The following is a 19023-nucleotide window of genomic DNA, read 5'->3' as shown; positions in this document are numbered from 1 at the left end:
GTAGAAAGAGTGACAGTATTTTTTATCGATAATTGATGTTATTTAATTTCTGTGTGTTGTTCAAAGAATATCGTTTTTTTCAGAAAAAGTAGATTCAAAATAAACGTTTCATTTGAATCTTTTAGATAACAAGCGTTACACTTTATACAATACTATTTTATGTAAAAGTGGTTGGGCAATTTGACTCTGTTAGTAGATTAATGTAAAAAAGACACCAGCAAGTAATAGTGGTATATAGTTAAGGATGTTATTCGTGCGATAGGTAAAAGCACCGACAAAAGGCATAATAAAGTAAATTTGTTACCAGAAGAATAAGTTTATCAAGTTGAGAAACTTCCACTTTTAAATGGTGAAAATATGAGGTATTCATAACGATTCAGAATAAGCATTTGTTATTATTGGTATTGCAAAAAAGTGGACTAGCAAACGTAAGAGAGAAACTTGTTCACACGGTAATAAATAATCATTTACTACTTATTAGTAAAAAGCCTAAATTGAATAAGATCAATCAGGAATATTTAATTGATATTCACTTAAAAACATCCTTTGCTGTATTTGACCTGTCAAATACTCTACTGGCACTCTACTGGCAAGCACTGAGATTTCTTTTAACTAGTATTGTCCTTCATTCTTTAAATTTAAATAAAATGAAGTGATGATAGGGACAATCGGAAAGGATAGGATAAAAATGAAAAAACAAGAAATAAATGATGAAACAACGAAACATCCATTATCAATGGATCTGCAACCATCAAATGATGAAATAAAGGGGAAAACTCAAGAAAATCATCATATTCCACAAACGACTGATTATCCAATCGATCATGACCACAAGAAGATGGACGATCATCCAATGAACCATGACCAAAAGAAAATGGAAGATCATCCGATGAACCATGACCCCAAGAAAACGGAAGACCATCCAATGGATCACGACCACAAGAATATGGAAGACCATCCAATGGATCACGGGCACATGAATATGGAAGACCATCCAATGGATCACGGGCACATGAAAATGGCAGGACATTCGATGGATCATGGACATATGCATGAGGGAATGGACCATTCGATGCATATGGGGAATTTTAAGCAGAAGTTTTGGATTTCGCTGATTTTAGCAATTCCGATTATTCTTTTTTCTCCCATGATGGGAATGGAGATTCCTTTCCAAATCACGTTTCCTGGTTCAGATTGGCTAGTATTGATTCTTGCCACAATTTTGTTCATCTATGGTGGACAACCATTTTTAAGTGGAGCAAAAATGGAGTTGAAGCAAAAGAGCCCAGCAATGATGACCTTGATTGCCATGGGAATTACAGTGGCGTATGTGTATAGTGTATACTCATTTATTGCTAATCAATTGAATCCTCATACACATGTTATGGATTTTTTCTGGGAACTGGCCACATTGATCGTCATCATGCTTTTAGGACATTGGATTGAGATGAGTGCGGTCTCGAATGCTAGTAATGCCTTACAAAAACTAGCAGAACTCTTGCCAGAGTCAGTTAAACGTTTGAAAGAAGATGGCACGGAAGAGACTGTTTCATTGAAAGAAGTAAAAGAAGGAGATCATTTAGTTGTCCGTGCAGGAGACAAAATGCCTACGGATGGAACGATTCTAAAAGGAGAGACCATTGTCGATGAATCTGCGGTAACAGGCGAATCACGAGGAGTTAAAAAGCAAGTGTCTGATCAAGTAATCGGCGGATCGATCAATGGAGATGGAACAATTGAAATCATCGTCACTGGTACAGGAGAAAATGGTTATTTGGCTAAAGTCATGCACATGGTGCGACAAGCACAAAGTGAAAAATCCAAATTGGAATCTCTTTCAGATAAAGTGGCTAAATGGCTGTTTTATGTAGCGTTGGTAGCCGGAATCTTGGCATTCTTTGTCTGGCTTTTCTTGACAGATTTGCCAAATGCTTTAGAACGTATGGTGACTGTTTTTATTATTGCTTGTCCTCATGCCTTAGGATTAGCGATTCCTTTAGTTGTGGCTCGTTCGACTTCGCTAGCGGCTAAAAATGGTTTACTCTTAAAAAGTCGTAATGCTTTAGAACAAGCCAATGATCTAGATGCTATCATGTTGGATAAAACTGGTACCTTGACTGAAGGAAAATTCACAGTGAGAGGTATCGAAGTATTGGCCCCGTCTTATACAAAAGAAGAGTTCTTAAAATATTTAGGTGCCTTAGAAGCAAATGCGAATCATCCTTTAGCTATTGGAATCATGAATTATTTAACTGAGCAAGGGGTGAAACCGTATCAAGCAGAGCAACAACAAAATTTGTCAGGTATTGGTATAGCGGGAGTTGTGAGTGGGAAAAATGTAAAAGTTGTCAATGAAAAAGAAATCAACCATTTGGGATTGGAACTTGAAGAACAACAACTGAAACCATATGAAGAACAAGGAAACACGATTAGCTTCTTACTGATCGATGGACAATTGATTGGTCTAGTTGCGCTGGGAGATAAAATCAAAAAAGATGCCAAAGCCTTTATCCAAACATTGAAAAAACGAAATATCACACCGGTGATGTTGACAGGGGATAACTCCCATGCAGCACAGGCGGTTGCAGAATATCTTGGTATCAAAGAATATTATGGGGGATTGCTCCCAGATGATAAAGAGGCGATCGTTCAACGTTATCAAAACGAGGGAAAAAAAGTGATCATGGTTGGCGATGGTATCAATGATGCACCTAGTCTAGCACGTGCTACGATTGGTATGGCAATTGGTGCTGGGACAGATATTGCGATTGATTCAGCCGATGTTGTATTGATTAATAGTGATCCCCAAGATATTCTACACTTCTTAGATTTATCGAAAAAAACAAGAAAGAAAATGATTCAAAATCTTTGGTGGGGAGCAGGCTATAATATTCTTGCCATTCCATTAGCTGCCGGTATATTAGCACCAGTTGGTATTTTACTTAGCCCGGCAGTCGGTGCGATTTTGATGTCTTTAAGTACGGTGGTGGTTGCAATTAATGCGTTAACTTTGAAGATTGATTAAGGATCATTTTCTAAAAGAGATGATTGGGAACGTATTGTCAGAACCCAACTGACGATAAACGTTCTCTCATTCTCCATCTTCTAAAACGAAATATATTTTTTCTAAAAAAAGTTGTTCTTCTGAAAATAAGCTAAGGAATGTTGAAAATAGGTGAAGCTATTTTTGCTTTCTTTGGCTTATTTCTATATGTTGCACCTTTTTTTGTAAAGACTTGTTCTAAAAAATGCCATTTACCACTCTTCTCTACATTTTTCCGTATACGAATAAAACATGAAATTATATTGCTTTGTTATTTCTTAAAACTTTTTTTAATTTAAGTTATGATTAGATTAAATCAATGTAAATAAAAAATAAAAATAGATTCTTTTTCGTAATTAATATAGAAAGAACTTGTAACGAATAGTAGCTAAATAATGATACATAGTGAGGTCTAATCATGAACTGGCAAAAATTATTGACAAAGAATACGCAAAATTTATTTTTATTGATTAATTACATGAAAGATTTATCGTGGAAAAAAGCGGAATTGGCAGCAAAAATGCAAGTAGATATAAAAACAATCGATCGATATTTAAAACGATTAGAAAGTGGTGATTATCCGCTGCACTTAGTTTCTCATAAAAAAGAGATACGACTAGTGTATCATCAAGGATATAGTGAACCTTATTTACTTTTTGATTTCTTGATTCAATCGGATTCTTTTTGTTTATTGAGAGACTTGATTTTACAAATTAGTGATCGATATGATTATGATCGTTCTGCACAGGAACGTCTGAGAAGATGGTTAGGTGAATACCATCTGTCTTTTTCCTATAAAAAAAGACAGATTTATGGATCTGAACGAAAAATTCGCTATTTGTTATTTCGTTTTTTGAAGGAATTTCCCCATTTCTTTGCCGAGGGTTCAGAACAACCTTTTTCTGAGCTGTTTATCCAACTTTTAGAACAACGCAGGCAAAGTACAACCATTGAGCTTTTAGGTAATCCTCAATTACTGTTTCATGAAATATTTCCTGAACTACTATTTAGAAGTGAACAATCCTTACCACAAAAAGAAAAGAATTATCGGGCTATCATTCGTTTAAGTTGTAATTTGGTGACAGAAAAACGATGGAAACGTATTGAAAAAACACAAATTTACCGCAAATTAACTATCGTTACAGAAAAACTTGACTCTCTCTTTTGGCTGACCAGTGAATTTGAAAGTTCAAATAAAACCAAAATTACTAGAATTCTTTTTCAAGAATGGATGAAATACTCCATTGGTATCCATGATCGGCTCGTACGAGATGAATTTCAAGCGTATCAATACATAGTGAGTAAGGTACCATATTTCGATGATAAATTGAATCAATTTCGATTAGCATTACAACAAGCGATTCTTCATCCTACCATGGAGTGGGGGGCAATGTTATTGAAGTTATTGCAAGAACGAGGTTATTTGGAAATGTATCCGCCAGAAGTCAAAATCGTCTTTTTTTTTCGTTATGATCACGAAGAAGCAAGAAGATTGGCTGCTATTTTAGACAAAACTTTACGGCATCGAAAACGAACTTCAATCCATGTATGTGCGAGGAATAAACCACCGAGCTATGCGCAGCTAATCATTACTGATCACTTTTTTCCACTGGATCATAATAAAGACCAAAAAACCTATTTTTACCAAAATTCATTAGGAATCGAACGTTTATTAACAGACATTGACTATTGGATCACTACTAAAGCTGATTTTTTTAGCAGGAAGATCAATGAACGATAGAATATGCTATAATAAGGTGGATTTAGTAAAGGAGGCAGTGCATTGGTTTTAAAGAAATTAGAGGTTCCCACATCTTCTATTACAGAGGTAAAAAGATCTCCGATGGATGTGTTTGATCAAGCTAGAAAAGCAGAAACCGGTGTCTATATTTTTAATCGAGAAAAAATTGCAGGTGTGATGTTGACACAGACGCAATATGAAACCTTACTTCAAGAATTAGAGACACTTCGTCATATTGTTAAAGAACAAGAAGTAGAACAAGAAGGAACTGATTCTTTCGCTCAAGATCCTTCAGCAATCGAGGCAACTTCTGATGAGTTAACAGAAATTGTCCAGCAGCTAAAACAATATTTGGTTACCGGTGTGACGATTTCTGCTAAACACATTGACGAACGAATGGTAGCACTTGGTTTCATCACTAAAAAAACTGGCTTTGGTGGAGTTGTGGATATGTTGACTGAATTGACAGAAACTGGGAAGATCAACTATCAACTACGAAGAAAACCAAATGGAAAAATAGTTGTTGCTGAAATCATTGGTGAACAAGACAGTCAATCTCAATTATTTGATAAAGTAATCATTAAGAAAATTTATGTCCATGAAATATAAATAAAAAGATACGGCAGTATGAATGATTATGCAGATCGTTCATGCTGCTTTTAGTTTTTAATAAATGATCTACTTAGATGTGTCTTTATAAAAAAGTAAACAAATCATTCATTTACTAGAGCTGCTTTTTTGATAAAATGAATAAAATCTCATAGCTTTATATGTAAAAAAATAGGTTTTCCCCCTAAATTTTTTAGACAAAACATTTATAGTATTATTGAGAAAGTGTCTGTTAGGGGGAGTTCAATGAAAGAGAGAATAAAGATCGAACAAGTTTATTTATTTTTTTGGTTTTTCCCAATTTTTTTATTGCCTTTTACGTGGGTCAATGCAGTGGTCCAAGGGGCAGAAATCTTAGGTTTGATCAACGGCAGTGGCTTAATCATTTCCAGAAATTTTCCTGTGCTAACGATTTTTTATTTTTTAATCAGTGTTAGTCTCTTGTTTTCAAAAATATTTATTCATAATTTCAATTGGCATTTAATTCAATTTTCTTGTATGCTGATTTTTACTTCTATATTTTCTATTTTGCCAAGAATAATTATCGGCCCTAATGGACTAAGCGAAAGTGGTCTGAAAGATACAGCTTATTCTTCGATGTATTTTTTGACGATAAAGCCATGTTTTTATATTGCAATTATCTCTTTCGTCTGTTCTGTGTGTCTTTTCTTTTATAGTGAATTGCGTTTGAAATCAGTTTTTTTTGAAAAGAATTAGCAACTTATTTCCAACATACACATGAAGACTCAATTAAATATGTATTTTCGAAAAATCAGTCTAGGTAACGATTTACTTGGATTGATTTTTTTACTTTACCTTATTTTTACATAACTTAACAATAACTTTACCTCTTCCATACGTAGGATTTACAGTATATTGATACAATTTGTTTGTAATCAAGAAAGGGGTAAACACATGAAAAAAGTTTTATTTTCTTTAGGAATCTTGGGTATTATTTTAGCTGGATGCGGGTCTAGTTCTGGAAGTGCGGATGGATCAGCAGACAATTCTACTAGTTCAAATGATCAAGTAAAAATCGTTGCGGTCGGTTCGACTGCTTTACAACCTCTAGTTGATGCCGCACAAGAAAGCTTTACACAAGAAAATCCCAATTATCAGATTTCTGTCCAAGGCGGAGGAAGTGGGACTGGACTCAGCCAAGTGGAAACTGGTGCTGTAACAATTGGAAACTCTGATGTGTTTGCAGAACAAAGAGATGGAATTGATGCAAGTAAATTAGTCGATCATAAAGTAGCTGTTGTTGGAATGGCACCGATTGTCAACAAAGATACAAAAGTTGAAGACATTACAAAAGAACAATTAATTGATATTTTTACTGGTAAAATCAAGAATTGGAAAGAATTAGGCGGAGCTGATCAAGCAATCACTGTGATCAATCGTGCAAACGGAAGTGGTACACGTGCGACATTCGAACATTGGGGATTAGATGGGGCGACACCTATTCAATCGCAAGAGCAGGATTCATCAGGGACTGTTCGGCAAATCGTTACTCAAACGCCGGGTGCGATTAGTTATCTTGCTTTTTCGTATCTTGATGATTCAATCACAGCATTGAAAATTGATGGTGTGGAACCAAAACCAGAAAATGTAACAGATAACAGCTGGAAAATTTGGTCTTATGAACATATGTATACAAAGGGTGAACCTTCAAAAGAAGTGAAGAAATTCTTAGACTACATGATGACCGATGCAGTTCAAGAAGGACCAGTAAAAGATTTGGGCTACTTACCCATCACATCAATGAAAATTGAACGTGATGCAGAAGGGAACTTAAGTTAAATAATTTTTAGAATGATAAATATCAATAATGATAATTGATCTAATTGGTTCTAGAAGAGAGTGGCAGATGTCACTCTTTTTTTATATGAATAAATAAGGAAAACGGATTAAAAATTACATACGCTTTCAAAGAAAGCAAAATCAGGTGCAAAGTATCACCATATTGAAAAATACAAGAGCTTATGAATAAAGTTATTTAAAGATCTTTAGAACTTGATAACTTTTTTACATGCTCTTGTATTTTTTCATTTTTATAATCTAACTAGCAGGGAGAGTCACTGTAAAAGTCGAACCTATGCCAGGATGGCTCTCAATTTCAATTGTTCCATGTAGCAAGTGTACATATTCTTTGACGATGGACAATCCAAGACCGGTCCCACCTGAATGGCGACTACGGGCTCTGTCCACCCGATAGAAGCGTTCAAAAATCCGTTCTTGATCTTCACGATCAATCCCAATACCAAAATCTTGAACAGAAAATGTCAACTGGCCATTCACTTGATAACGGATAATGATATCACTTTCGGGCTTTGAATACTGAACAGCATTTTCAAAAAGATTTTTGATAATTGGATACAATAAATCAGGATGGGTCGTAAATGCAGTGTTCTCACCGATCAATTGTACAGCTAAATGTTTTTTAGTAATCATAGGCTGATAACTTTGTATCACTTGTTGGAAGTAGGGCTCCATGTAGATCGTTTGTGTTTCATACAAGCTTTCTTCATCTTTTGACAATTGAATAATCTCACGAATCAATTTATCTAGACGCAAGGCATCCTTTTGCATGATCAACAGAAATTCGGTCAATGTAGCTGGGTCATCTTTTGCACCATCAAGTAATGTTTCTGTAAAACCAATCAAAGAGGTGACAGGTGTTTTTAATTCATGAGAAACATTGCCTACGAAGTCTTTTTGTATTTTTTCAAGATGACGTATTTTTGTTAAATCATAAGCGACTCCCAGTATTTGACCTGTATCCTCTGAACTGTTGAAGTAACGCAAACTGATATCTAAGGTTTGATTTCCTTCAGCTAAAGTTACCTCTTGATGCACGATTGGTTCAGTGGGGGAGACTTGATGGATCAGCTGAATCAATTTAGGCTCACGGATGACCTCTGTATAATGCTGGTTAGGGTCGAAATCTTTCACGCCAAGATGAACTTGCATTTTTGGATTAAGCAAGCGAAGGGTCGCAGTCGAATCAATTAAAAAAACGCCAATCATCAATTCATTCAGCAAACTATACAATTGTTCTTCTGTTGTTGTATAGGCACGATACATCTTACTCATTTGTTCACTTAGGCCATTGATAGTCTGATAGAGTTCTTCCCACTGATCAGATGTTTGCATAATGATTTCTGTTTGCTCGGGATTTTTCACCATTTTTTTCAACACAGGAATCACGGTTTTTAACGGCTGATTTCGTTGATAAATCAAATAGTAGATCGTAAAGGTCAATACTAAAAAGAAAATCAAGAAGAAGAAAAAGACCCAGCGTCGAAAACTTTCAGTTCGAGGGAGAAAACCACTTGTTGGTTCAGCAATTCGTAGGATCGCTGAAAGTTGCCCGTCAACTTTGATAGGTAAAGCCACATAGAGGAAGTCTTCATGTAAAGTGGTACTTTTTCTGAGAGCAGTGCCAAGAGTTCCACCTTCTAGAACTGCTTTAATTTCAGGACGTGAGTTTCGTTTGCCTGCCAACATGGGATCAGTGGTGTCAAAAAGAATTTCACCCGTTTTATCTATTAAGGTGATTCGTTCAGTTGACTGGTCGACAAAATTTTTTAATATTGCTTGATTTCTTTGCGAATCAAGTTCTGTCATATCCAACTGGTTAATCAGAAGCTGTCCCTTTTTTTTGAGATAGCTTTCTTGTTGCTCGATGATCTGTTGCTGAAAGTAATGAGAGATGGTTTGCCATCCTCCAAGAAATAAACACAATAGGACAAAGAGAAGAAATGCTCTTTCATATATACTTTTTTTGCGTATACTCATCGTTTTGGCTCCTGAAATTTATACCCAAACCCTCTCACTGTTAATAGATATTTAGGATGTTTGGGATCACGTTCGATTTTCTCTCTTAAATGACTGACATGGACGTCCACAATCCTACTTTGACCTGAAAAATCAAAATTCCAAATACGATCTAATAGTGTATCTCGATCGATCACACGATCTTTGCACTTCATAAAGTAAACAAGCAGTTCGAATTCTTTAGGAGTCAGTTCGATTGCCTGGCCATCAACCGTTACTTGATAATTGGTTAAATCTGCTTTGATTTGCCCAACTGTTAAGTATGCAGGTTCAACTTCTTCTGATTGTGCTTGTCGAGGTTCGATTCTTCGAAAAATAGCTTTCATACGCGCCAAGACTTCACGAGGGCTGAAAGGTTTAGTTAAATAGTCGTCTGCGCCAATTTCTAGACCGATGATTCGATCGACTTGATCATCTTTGGCAGTTAAGATTAAAATTGGCGTATCGTTTTTTTCTTGTCTTAATTTTTGTGTAATGGCCATGCCATCCATTGACGGAAGCATGACATCAAGAATAATAAAATCAAATGAATGAGCCAACGCAAGATCAAGGCCTTTTTGTCCATCAGTGGTACTGACCACTTGATAACCTTCTTTTTCTAGGTTAAATGTTAGCAATGTCACAATTGAAGGTTCGTCATCCACAACTAATACTTTTTTCATAATTTCTCCTTTTGTTCTTTTTCATCTTCCTTATTTTAGCATAGAATCAAAGAGAAGGACTATTTTACCGACTAAATAAATGGTATAATAGAATAGCAATTTGCTCAGCAAAAGGAGAGGACGATCTATGCTAGGTATCAGTGCTTGTCTAGGCGGTGTCTTATGCCGTTATGATGGACAGGGAAAAACCGTTCCTGAATTAAGAAAACTTGTGATTGAAGGAAAAGCAATCATGATTTGCCCTGAAGTGCTAGGCGGTCTTCCGGTACCTAGAGAACCAGCCGAAATTGTGGGTGGTGATGGATTTGATGTGTGGAATAACAAAGCAAAAGTGAGGACTACATTTGGAAAAGACGTCACTGAAGCCTATAAAAATGGTGCAATCAAAGCCTATCAAAAATTACGTGAAAAACACATTGATTCTTTGATCCTAAAGTCTAAGAGCCCTTCATGTGGTTCGGACTTGATCTACGATGGCAGTTTTTCAGGTATACTGATCGAAGGGGTCGGAGTAGCGACCGCTTATTTTCTCCAACAAAAGATCGCTGTCTACTCTGAAGAAGAGTGGCTGAATACACGAGGTGAGTAGAATGGAAATCGAGAAAACCAATCGTATGAATGCCCTTTTTGAATTTTATTCTACGTTATTGACTGAAAAACAGATGAATTATATGGAATTATATTACGCAGATGATTTTTCATTAGGGGAGATTGCTGAAGAGTACGAAGTTAGCCGACAAGCTGTTTATGATAATATTAAACGTACAAGTAAAATTTTAGAGGACTATGAAAAAAAACTCCATCTTTTTTCTGATTATATCGTTCGTGAACAATTATTAGAAAAAATGACGGAGTATATTCATGAACATTATCCAGAAGATCAAGTTCTTCAAGGATATGTCAAACAAATCCAAGAAATCGAAGAATAAAGGAATGAAAAAATATGGCATTTGAAAGTTTGACAGAGCGCCTTCAACAGGCAATGGGTAAATTAAGAAAAAAAGGAAAGGTTTCAGAAGCGGACGTCAAAGAAATGATGCGGGAAATCCGCCTTGCTTTATTGGAAGCCGATGTCAATCTGCAAGTTGTTAAGGACTTTACTAAACGTGTCCGAGAACGGGCTGTTGGCGCAGAGGTAATGGATAGTCTTTCTCCTGCACAACAAATCGTAAAAATCGTTGATGAAGAGTTAACGATTACTTTGGGATCAGAAACAGCAGAATTAAGTAAATCACCAAAGATTCCAACAGTTATCATGATGGCTGGTTTACAAGGTGCCGGTAAAACGACATTTACTGGGAAGTTAGCTAATTATTTAAAGAAAAATGAAAATGCTCGTCCACTATTGATTGCCGGAGACGTTTATCGTCCAGCGGCCATCGATCAATTAAAAGTATTAGGTCAACAGCTAGATGTACCTGTATTTGATATGGGCACCGATGTTAGTCCTGTGGAAATCGTCCGTCAAGGGATGGAACTAGCAAAAGAAAAGAAAAATGATTACGTACTGATCGATACAGCTGGACGTTTGCATATCGATGAAACACTGATGGATGAATTGAAACAAATCAAAGACTTGACACAGCCTAATGAAATTCTACTTGTGGTAGACGCAATGACTGGTCAAGATGCAGTCAATGTAGCAGATAGTTTCAATCAACAGTTAGGCATCACTGGGGTAGTGATCACTAAATTAGATGGCGATACTCGTGGTGGGGCGGCGCTTTCGATTCGCTATGTGACAGGCGCTCCCATTAAATTTATCGGTTCAGGCGAAAAATTGACGGACCTTGAAGTCTTCCATCCTGACCGTATGGCTAGTCGTATTCTTGGTATGGGTGATATGTTGACGCTGATTGAAAAAGCGCAACAAGATTATGATGAGAAAAAAGCAGAAGAACTTGCCAAGAAAATGCGGGAAAATTCATTTGACTTCAATGACTTCATCGAACAGCTAGATCAAGTGATGGGGATGGGCCCAATTGAAGACTTACTGAAAATGATTCCAGGAATGAATCAAATGCCAGGAATCGAAAATGTGAAAGTCGACCCTAAAGATGTTGAACGTAAAAAAGCAATGGTTTATTCAATGACTCCTGCTGAAAGAGAAAATCCAGATCTTTTAAATCCGAGCCGCCGTCGAAGAATCGCTGCTGGTTCTGGAAATAGCGTGGTTGAAGTCAACCGTATGATCAAGCAATTCAAAGAATCACGCAAGATGATGCAACAAATGTCCAAAGGGGATATGAATATTCCAGGAATGGATCAAATGTTTGGAACAGGTGTAAAAGGCAAATTAGGTAAAATGGCGATGAACCGCATGGTGAAAAAAGCGAAGAAGAAAAAAAAGAAAAAGAAATAAAAGGAAACAAAGATAAAATAGAGACGTCTGTTTCTATTGAAAAAAGCCAAAGGATCTTGAAAATAGGAATAGCTATTTTCGGATTCTTTGGCTTTTTCTAAAAAAATAGTTTTCTATTGGAACAGATTTGATAAACAAAGGAGGAATTTGTATGAGCCGGTGTCCATGGAGTGAAAAAACAGTAAATATGAAGCAGTATCATGATACGGTTTGGGGGGTTCCAGAGTACGATGACCAACGTTTGTATCGAAAACTGATGTTAGATATCAATCAAGCAGGATTGAGTTGGCAGACGATTCTAAATAAGGTTGAAGCATTTGACGAGGCATATGACCATTTTGCGATTGAGAAGGTCGCCTGTTATACGGAAGAGAAAATCAATGAACTGATGGAAAACCACGGAATCATCCGCAATCAGCGAAAAATTGAAGCGGCAATCACGAATGCTCAAGCAGTTCAAAAAATCCAAGAAACAGGAATGAGTTTTTCAGATTATTTATGGTCTTTTACGGAAAATCAAATGGTGGAAGGATGCTATCAAAGGCAAGAAGAAGTCCCGACAACCAGTGATCTATCCGATCGATTAGCCAAAGACTTGAAGAAAAAAGGCTTCAAGTTTATCGGAAGTACAACCGTCTATGCTTTCTTAGAAGCTGTAGGAATCATCAATGATCATTTAGAGGGGTGTTTTCGCAAACAAGAAGTAAAACAACTAGTAAAAGGTGGAGAGGAGAGTTCTACATGAGAAAGACCGTTTTCTATGGTGCCATCAGCTTAGATGGTTATTTAGCAACCGATACAGACAATCTACAGTGGCTTTTCGATACACCAACAGGTAAAAAGACTACCTATGAAGAGTTTTATCAATCGATTGACACCACTATTATGGGAAGAAAAACCTATGAAGAAGCTAAAAAACATTTAAAAGCAAACGAAATCTACCCCGAAAAAACAAATTATGTTTTTTCGGCCAATGAGTATCTAAAACTAGAAGATGCGGTCGTTATCAATGAGGAGCCAGTAGATTTTTTGAAGAAATTAAAAGAAACTACTGGAGGGACAATCTGGGTAGTTGGCGGAGGGACATTATTAAAACCGTTGATCGAAGAACATTTGATTGATGAGTGGTTCATACAAATCGCTCCTGTACTACTTGGTAGGGGAATCCGTCTGTTTCAAGAAGGATCCTATCATGAACGTTATGAATTCATTGGTTCTCAAAAATTTGGCGAATTTATTGAATTACACTATAAAAAACAAGAGAAATAAAAATTATACTAGATCAAAAATGATAAGGAAAAAGTGGATTATTCAATGTTGTAAACAGACGGATAGACATACAATCTTAAGATTAAAGATACCAACAGGAAAAGCTTTCGGAAAGCCTAGAGATCCCATAAATGTATGAATTGCCGTTTGATTTTTTTCGACTAATAATCTAAAAAAAGAATCGATCGACAAGCTACTGTCCTAAAAAGATAGAACAGCACTTATCGGTCGATCGCTTTTTATTTCGCTTATTTTTTTGTTATAGTTGACATTACTTGATGTAATTTCTTCTTAGTTTTCTAATTTACCGGCAAAATCTAAGTAAGCTGTTAAAATAGTTTGGAAGAAGTTGACCGTTCCTTCATTAATTTTGCCATTTTCATCAATTAAATTCGCAATATTACCAATATATGCTTCCGGTTGTTGCAAGGTCGGAACATTTAGGAAAACAAGTGATTGACGTAAATGATGATTTGCACCAAAACCTCCGATCCCACCGGGAGAGGCAGTGACCACTAGTCCTGGTTTTTGATCCCAAACGCTTTGACCATAAGGGCGAGAACCAACATCTAAAGCATTTTTTAAAACTGCAGGAACAGAACGATTATATTCAGGTGAGACAAAAATCACTCCGTCTAAGTCTTTGACATCAGAACGGAATCTTGTCCATTCTTTTGGTGCATCTTCAGGTGTTTCTAAATCTTCATTATAAAAAGGTAAATCATCAATCTTTACAAAGACACTTTCATAACCTTCTGGCAGTAAATCTGCAAAAGTTTCAGCTACCTTTTTGTTATATGAATCTTTTCTTAAACTACCGATAAAAAATCCAATCTTTTTTGTCATCGTTCAATTCCTCCTTTATTTTTTCTACTCGTTTATCTTACTAAAAATAAGTAAACAGAGCAAATAAAAACACTTCGCAATCTTAAACGAATCTATCAGTTCGTGCTAGAATGGAAGAAAAAGGATGAGAAATGCTCACTTTTTATAGAATATTCTTTATCAAATTCGTAACTTTTGCAATGACAAAGATAAACAATTCGGAACAGAAACGATCTGAAAAATAGAAGAGAGACTTTTGCTATCCAAGTTTAGAAAAAATCAAAAGGGAGAAAATGAGGACATCTCTAATTATTATAATTCGTGAAATTATAGAAGATGGAAACATCTTTAGTTAAATAAATCCTTTAATTTCGTAAACAAATCGAAATTTTTAAAGCTGTAAAGAAAAAAAGCTTTACAGGGTAAAAAAAAACTGGTACACTACATCTTGTGAATAAAACAATGGAGGTGGAAATATATAATGGCAGTTAAAATCCGTTTAAAACGTATGGGTTCTAAAAAGAGTCCTTTTTACCGTATCGTCGTAGCTGATTCACGTTCTCCTCGTGATGGACGTTTCATCGAAACTGTAGGAACTTACAATCCTTTGAAAGACCCTGCAGAAGTAGTTTTAAAAGAAGATTTAGTACTTAACTGGTTATCTAAAGGTGCACAACCTTCTGATACTGTTCGTAACATCCTTTCAAAAGAAGGCGTTATGCAAAAACACCACGAAGCTAAATTCTCAAAGAAATAAGGTGATCGGATATGAAAGATTTAAGCGAACTAGTCTTAACAATCGTTCGTCCGTTAGTCACTTATCCTGAACAAGTCCAGTTAGAAATCGTGGAGTCAGATGATTTTTACGAGTATAACCTGACTGTGGCTCCTGAAGATATCGGTCGGATCATCGGTAAACAAGGCAGAGTGGCGAAGGCCATTCGGACTATCGTTTATGGTGTCAGACTAGATGCACCAAAAAAAGTGCGTTTGAATATCGTTGATAAAAAGGATTGAAAAAAAGCTGTTTCGTTTTTCGAAGCAGCTTTTTTTGTTGCTTCGCCTGTTGGCAAAAAATTATCAGAAAGCGTATTCTTAACTTATAAGAAAGGGTGGGATGTATGAAAAAACAACTCATTTTATTGCTAGGTACGATTGCTTTGTTTGGGGCTTGTCAAAAACAGGATAAACTAATCGAAGAATCCACGACAAGCAGTTCTTCTGTGAGTAGCGCAGATGCTACGAAGTCGGATCAAGAAACAACGAATCAAGAGAGTTCTTCATATTCTAATACGCCAGCAACGAAAAATCTGACAGCATTACAGCAATTGCAACAGGATTATCCAAATATCCCAATGCCAAATGATATTCCAGTTACTACAGGGAGCTTGAACATTGCTGCAACTCAAATAAAACAAGGGTTTTCTGTCCAATATTATCAAGGGGAAAAAGCTCTACCCTTAAATGATCCATCACTAAATCAAGAAACACCGATAGCTTCTTATCTTTACCGTGATGGGTTTGCTTCCTCCCAAGAAACTATCAATACGATCCAACCATTTACGATCGACACTGGTGGACGGAAAATAGATCTAGGTCATTCAATTGTTGGCTTTCAACAAGGTGCAGCTGGTTCTTCTTATTTAGAGTGGCAAGAAGGAAATTGGCGGTTTCGTTTACGTGTAAGTAATATCGAAGGGCAAGATCCAGTACCTCAAGCTAAAGAAATCGTCAACTATTTGGAATCTGCTCTCTTGCCTGCCCCTGAACAAGTAGGAGTGGTGATGATCGACAGCACTGATGCTTCAAATCAGCATACACAAGTGAGCTGGCAAGACCCTACGACAGTTTATACGATTACAAATCAAGAACCGCTGAATGCACTGAAAATGGCTGTATCAATGACTCAATAGTAAAAGAAGACTAGAATTACCCATAGGCACATGCTAAAATAAACGAGAGCAAATGACTCATTTTAGAAGGATTTATCAAAAAAGATCATTCTATTCTGAACGATCAACGCTTTTCTTATGATTATAAAGTAATGTGTAACTAAAAAAGAAATGAGGACAAAAGGTGACTGAATATTTAAACGTTGGAAAAATTGTCAATACCCAAGGGATCAAAGGGGAAGTTCGTGTGATCTCTACGACAGATTTCCCTGAAGAACGCTACAAAAAAGGAGCAGTACTTACCTTGTTCCAAGAAGGAAAAGCTCCAGTTGAACTAGTGGTCAAAACTCATCGGAAACATAAAAATTTTGATCTCTTAAGTTTTGAAGGCCATCCCTCCATTAACGATGTGGAAAAATACCGAGATGGATTATTGAAAGTGCCAAAAGAGAATTTAGTTGAATTGACTGAAAACGAATTTTACTATCATGAAATCATAGGACTGAAAGTGATCGATGAGAATGAAGTGGAAATAGGTAAAGTAAAAGAAATCTTATCACCAGGAGCAAACGATGTTTGGGTCGTACAGCGACCGAAGAAATCCGATGTCTTACTGCCTTATATAGAATCTGTGGTTGAAAAGGTAGATATCGAAAATGGACTTGTTCGAGTGAGTATCCCAGAAGGATTGATTGATGATGAAGATTGATGTTTTAACTTTATTTCCTCGTATGTTCGAAGGCCCAATGGGAGAATCGATCATCGGTAAAGCCGTGGGAAAAGAACTGTTAGAAATCAATGTCTCGAATTTCCGTGATTATTCGGATAATAAGCATCAAACCGTAGATGATTATCCTTATGGTGGTGGTGCAGGAATGCTTTTGAAGGTTCAGCCGATCTATGACAATATCAAAGCAATTGAAGAAAAACATCCAGAAACGAAAAAACGTGTGATATTGCTTGATCCAGCTGGGAAACAATTCGATCAGAAAATGGCAGAAGAATTCTCGAAAGAAGAGCATCTCGTCTTTATTTGCGGACACTATGAAGGATATGACGAACGTATCCGTACTTTAGTGACCGATGAGGTGTCTTTAGGAGATTATGTGCTGACTGGTGGAGAGTTAGGCGCAATGGTCATGATCGATGCGACCGTACGTTTGTTGCCTGAAGTATTGGGGAATCAAATCTCTGCACAAACGGATTCTTATTCGACAGGACTGCTTGAGCATCCACAATACACGCGACCTGCGGAATTCAAAGGTATGAAAGTTCCAGAAGTGTTGACCAATGGAAACCACCGTTTAATTGAAGAGTGGCAATTGAAAGAATCCTTACGGCGTACGTATCTACGTCGTCCAGACTTATTAGAGAAAATTGAAATGACTCCACAGATGGAAAAGATGCTCGCGGAAATCAAACAAGAAGAAGCATCAATATAAAAGAAATAAAAAATACTCTTTACATCAAAATAATAGTATGATAGTATTTTATGGTGAGTGTAAACACACTTAACTATTACGATGTTCCGCTGTGAGAAGAAACTCATAAGAATGTTTGGAATAAGGAGAAGAAAAAAATGAATCCATTAATCGAAGAATTAACAAAAGAACAACTACGTTCTGACATTCCAGCTTTCCGTCCTGGTGACACTGTACGTGTTCACGCAAAAGTTGTCGAAGGTACTCGTGAACGTATCCAGTTATTTGAAGGTGTTGTTATCAAACGCCGCGGTGCTGGAATCAGTGAAACATACACTGTACGTAAAGTATCTAATGGAGTGGGCGTTGAACGTACATTCCCATTACACACACCACGTGTTGCAAAAATCGAAGTTGTTCGTTACGGTAAAGTACGTCGTGCAAAATTGTACTACTTACGTGCATTACACGGAAAAGCTGCTCGTATCAAAGAAATCCGTCGTTAATCATTGTTATCAGACAGAGAAAGAACCCTTGGTATTCAAGGGTTCTTTTTTTATTATCTGTTTTTTTATATTAACGATTTCTATTTGGTACATTTTTGATTAATAAAAAGGGGCAAAAAAGGGGCAACAAGTTACAGTTTTTCTATATCTTCTTTCAATTTTTCTTTTACTCCTTTTGTCACATGCAAATAAATTTTTTCAGTGATATCACTATTTTCGTGACCAACGCGATCCTGGATGGCATACAGAGGAGTTCCTAGTTCCGCTAATTTTGAAATATGGGTATGTCTAAAAATATGTGAACTAAGTTTTTTATCAATCTTCATGTCAGCTTTATGATTTCTCAAATAGGTGTTAATTGCTGTTAGTTGGAAAGGAGTTCCTTTCGTTGTTTGAAATAGAAATTGACCATTCGGATTTAATTCTAGAAGTTCATTGTAAATAGCTATCGCTTTTTTTGGTAAATCAATTTCTCGCATTCCAGCAGCAGTTTTTGTAGAATCAGATTTTTTCATATCAGCTATTGAACGTTCTCTATACATCATCGTCCCATTTATAACTACTGATGCATTATTATTGGTAATGTGTACATCATCTTTACTTAATGCTATTGCTTCTCCAGGTCTCATTCCAGTCAAATATAGCCACTGGAAAAGGAGAGAATATCTTTTATTGTGTGAAGTTGTGAAAGCTACTAGTCTTTTATATTCATCATCTTCTAAAAACTTATCTTTAATTTTTATCGTTTTTGACTCTCGTTTATAATCAATAACTACTTCGTTGATAGGATTTTTTTCTATATAGCCTTTTTTCATAGCGTATGAAAAAAGAAGATTCAATTTGGATTTAATTACAC

At 36.3% G+C, this 19023-nt stretch carries 19 protein-coding genes and 2 pseudogenes; 17 read left to right on the top strand and 4 right to left on the bottom strand.

Going from position 1 to position 19023, the window contains the following annotated elements:
* The first annotated feature begins 853 nt into the window (after positions 1-853).
* The 6 genes and pseudogenes from copB to A5844_RS03545 all read left to right on the top strand — a co-directional run bounded on the left by copB (position 854) and on the right by A5844_RS03545 (position 7193).
* Positions 854-3025, top strand: a complete 2172-nt coding sequence (copB, locus tag A5844_RS03565; RefSeq protein WP_086284077.1) for a copper/silver-translocating P-type ATPase CopB — start codon at positions 854-856, stop codon at positions 3023-3025.
* A 436-nt stretch (positions 3026-3461) separates the two neighbouring features.
* Positions 3462-4784, top strand: a complete 1323-nt coding sequence (locus A5844_RS03560; RefSeq protein WP_086283905.1) for a hypothetical protein — start codon at positions 3462-3464, stop codon at positions 4782-4784.
* Between the two features lie 42 nt (positions 4785-4826).
* A pseudogene (locus tag A5844_RS14765) lies at positions 4827-5031 on the top strand (type II toxin-antitoxin system Phd/YefM family antitoxin); the annotation flags it as partial.
* A 101-nt stretch (positions 5032-5132) separates the two neighbouring features.
* Positions 5133-5393 (top strand): annotated as a pseudogene (locus tag A5844_RS14760) (type II toxin-antitoxin system Phd/YefM family antitoxin); the annotation flags it as partial.
* 246 nt (positions 5394-5639) lie between these two features.
* A complete protein-coding gene (locus tag A5844_RS03550; protein WP_086283903.1) occupies positions 5640-6110 on the top strand; it encodes a hypothetical protein in 471 nt (156 codons plus the stop codon).
* A gap of 198 nt (positions 6111-6308) precedes the next feature.
* Entirely contained in the window at positions 6309-7193 is an 885-nt protein-coding gene (locus tag A5844_RS03545) for a phosphate ABC transporter substrate-binding protein PstS family protein (RefSeq protein ID WP_086283902.1), read from the top strand.
* 258 nt (positions 7194-7451) lie between these two features.
* Here A5844_RS03545 and A5844_RS03540 read toward each other — a convergent pair whose 3' ends face one another.
* Positions 7452-9185: a sensor histidine kinase gene (locus tag A5844_RS03540; protein WP_179190543.1), complete on the bottom strand. Its 1734-nt coding sequence runs from the start codon at positions 9183-9185 to the stop codon at positions 7452-7454.
* A 2-nt stretch (positions 9186-9187) separates the two neighbouring features.
* A complete protein-coding gene (locus tag A5844_RS03535; RefSeq protein WP_086283900.1) occupies positions 9188-9892 on the bottom strand; it encodes a response regulator transcription factor in 705 nt (234 codons plus the stop codon).
* Between the two features lie 127 nt (positions 9893-10019).
* Between A5844_RS03535 and A5844_RS03530 the strand changes: the two genes are divergently transcribed.
* The 5 genes from A5844_RS03530 (at position 10020) to A5844_RS03510 (ending at position 13523) form a co-directional block, all read left to right on the top strand.
* On the top strand, positions 10020-10481 hold the full coding sequence (locus A5844_RS03530) for a 2-thiouracil desulfurase family protein (RefSeq protein WP_086283899.1): 462 nt from the start codon (positions 10020-10022) through the stop codon (positions 10479-10481).
* 1 nt (position 10482) lies between these two features.
* Positions 10483-10821: a putative DNA-binding protein gene (locus A5844_RS03525; protein WP_086283898.1), complete on the top strand. Its 339-nt coding sequence runs from the start codon at positions 10483-10485 to the stop codon at positions 10819-10821.
* Positions 10822-10835: 14 nt separating this feature from the next.
* Positions 10836-12254 carry a signal recognition particle protein gene (ffh, locus tag A5844_RS03520; RefSeq protein WP_086283897.1) on the top strand — a complete coding sequence of 473 codons (1419 nt, stop codon included), beginning with the start codon at positions 10836-10838 and terminating at the stop codon, positions 12252-12254.
* Positions 12255-12405: 151 nt separating this feature from the next.
* Complete coding sequence (locus A5844_RS03515; RefSeq protein WP_086283896.1) at positions 12406-12999, top strand: DNA-3-methyladenine glycosylase I; 594 nt, start codon at positions 12406-12408, stop codon at positions 12997-12999.
* A complete protein-coding gene (locus tag A5844_RS03510) occupies positions 12996-13523 on the top strand; it encodes a dihydrofolate reductase family protein (RefSeq protein WP_086283895.1) in 528 nt (175 codons plus the stop codon). Before A5844_RS03515 ends, A5844_RS03510 begins: the two co-directional genes overlap by 4 nt.
* 291 nt (positions 13524-13814) lie before the next feature.
* Here A5844_RS03510 and A5844_RS03505 read toward each other — a convergent pair whose 3' ends face one another.
* Entirely contained in the window at positions 13815-14369 is a 555-nt protein-coding gene (locus A5844_RS03505) for an NADPH-dependent FMN reductase (protein ID WP_086283894.1), read from the bottom strand.
* Between the two features lie 460 nt (positions 14370-14829).
* Between A5844_RS03505 and rpsP the strand changes: the two genes are divergently transcribed.
* The 6 genes from rpsP (at position 14830) to rplS (ending at position 18167) form a co-directional block, all read left to right on the top strand.
* Positions 14830-15105, top strand: coding sequence for a 30S ribosomal protein S16 (rpsP, locus tag A5844_RS03500; protein ID WP_005875628.1), 276 nt, complete (start codon positions 14830-14832; stop codon positions 15103-15105).
* Positions 15106-15116: 11 nt separating this feature from the next.
* The gene (locus tag A5844_RS03495; RefSeq protein WP_086283893.1) at positions 15117-15365 is read left to right on the top strand and encodes a KH domain-containing protein; all 249 of its coding nucleotides are present in this window, start codon (positions 15117-15119) and stop codon (positions 15363-15365) included.
* A gap of 104 nt (positions 15366-15469) precedes the next feature.
* Positions 15470-16261: a hypothetical protein gene (locus tag A5844_RS03490; protein WP_086283892.1), complete on the top strand. Its 792-nt coding sequence runs from the start codon at positions 15470-15472 to the stop codon at positions 16259-16261.
* Between the two features lie 163 nt (positions 16262-16424).
* Positions 16425-16949, top strand: a complete 525-nt coding sequence (rimM, locus tag A5844_RS03485) for a ribosome maturation factor RimM (protein ID WP_086283891.1) — start codon at positions 16425-16427, stop codon at positions 16947-16949.
* Complete coding sequence (gene trmD / locus A5844_RS03480) at positions 16939-17682, top strand: tRNA (guanosine(37)-N1)-methyltransferase TrmD (protein WP_164498427.1); 744 nt, start codon at positions 16939-16941, stop codon at positions 17680-17682. Before rimM ends, trmD begins: the two co-directional genes overlap by 11 nt.
* A 137-nt stretch (positions 17683-17819) precedes the next feature.
* Entirely contained in the window at positions 17820-18167 is a 348-nt protein-coding gene (gene rplS, locus A5844_RS03475) for a 50S ribosomal protein L19 (RefSeq protein WP_002286913.1), read from the top strand.
* A gap of 131 nt (positions 18168-18298) precedes the next feature.
* Here rplS and A5844_RS03470 read toward each other — a convergent pair whose 3' ends face one another.
* Positions 18299-19006, bottom strand: a complete 708-nt coding sequence (locus A5844_RS03470; protein WP_256924512.1) for a tyrosine-type recombinase/integrase — start codon at positions 19004-19006, stop codon at positions 18299-18301.
* Positions 19007-19023 lie beyond the last annotated feature (17 nt).

The sequence above is a fragment of the Candidatus Enterococcus wittei genome, assembly GCF_002140175.1.
GTDB lineage: Bacteria > Bacillota > Bacilli > Lactobacillales > Enterococcaceae > Enterococcus_B > Enterococcus_B wittei.
Note: the sequence above shows the minus strand (reverse complement) of the source record. Positions and strands in the feature narration are given on the sequence as shown.

Bases quoted from the DNA above. Each gene is read 5' to 3' on its own strand.
- rpsP (WP_005875628.1), top strand. From the start codon at position 14,830: ATGGCAGTTAAAATCCGTTTAAAACGTATGGGTTCTAAAAAGAGTCCT.
- A5844_RS03490 (WP_086283892.1), top strand. From the start codon at position 15,470: ATGAAAAAACAACTCATTTTATTGCTAGGTACGATTGCTTTGTTTGGG.
- A5844_RS03515 (WP_086283896.1), top strand. From the start codon at position 12,406: ATGAGCCGGTGTCCATGGAGTGAAAAAACAGTAAATATGAAGCAGTAT.
- trmD (WP_164498427.1), top strand. From the start codon at position 16,939: ATGAAGATTGATGTTTTAACTTTATTTCCTCGTATGTTCGAAGGCCCA.
- A5844_RS03530 (WP_086283899.1), top strand. From the start codon at position 10,020: ATGCTAGGTATCAGTGCTTGTCTAGGCGGTGTCTTATGCCGTTATGAT.
- A5844_RS03545 (WP_086283902.1), top strand. From the start codon at position 6,309: ATGAAAAAAGTTTTATTTTCTTTAGGAATCTTGGGTATTATTTTAGCT.
- rplS (WP_002286913.1), top strand. From the start codon at position 17,820: ATGAATCCATTAATCGAAGAATTAACAAAAGAACAACTACGTTCTGAC.
- A5844_RS03510 (WP_086283895.1), top strand. From the start codon at position 12,996: ATGAGAAAGACCGTTTTCTATGGTGCCATCAGCTTAGATGGTTATTTA.
- ffh (WP_086283897.1), top strand. From the start codon at position 10,836: ATGGCATTTGAAAGTTTGACAGAGCGCCTTCAACAGGCAATGGGTAAA.
- A5844_RS03535 (WP_086283900.1), bottom strand. From the start codon at position 9,892: ATGAAAAAAGTATTAGTTGTGGATGACGAACCTTCAATTGTGACATTG.
- A5844_RS03525 (WP_086283898.1), top strand. From the start codon at position 10,483: ATGGAAATCGAGAAAACCAATCGTATGAATGCCCTTTTTGAATTTTAT.
- A5844_RS03550 (WP_086283903.1), top strand. From the start codon at position 5,640: ATGAAAGAGAGAATAAAGATCGAACAAGTTTATTTATTTTTTTGGTTT.
- A5844_RS03560 (WP_086283905.1), top strand. From the start codon at position 3,462: ATGAACTGGCAAAAATTATTGACAAAGAATACGCAAAATTTATTTTTA.
- A5844_RS03495 (WP_086283893.1), top strand. From the start codon at position 15,117: ATGAAAGATTTAAGCGAACTAGTCTTAACAATCGTTCGTCCGTTAGTC.
- A5844_RS03505 (WP_086283894.1), bottom strand. From the start codon at position 14,369: ATGACAAAAAAGATTGGATTTTTTATCGGTAGTTTAAGAAAAGATTCA.
- copB (WP_086284077.1), top strand. From the start codon at position 854: ATGAACCATGACCAAAAGAAAATGGAAGATCATCCGATGAACCATGAC.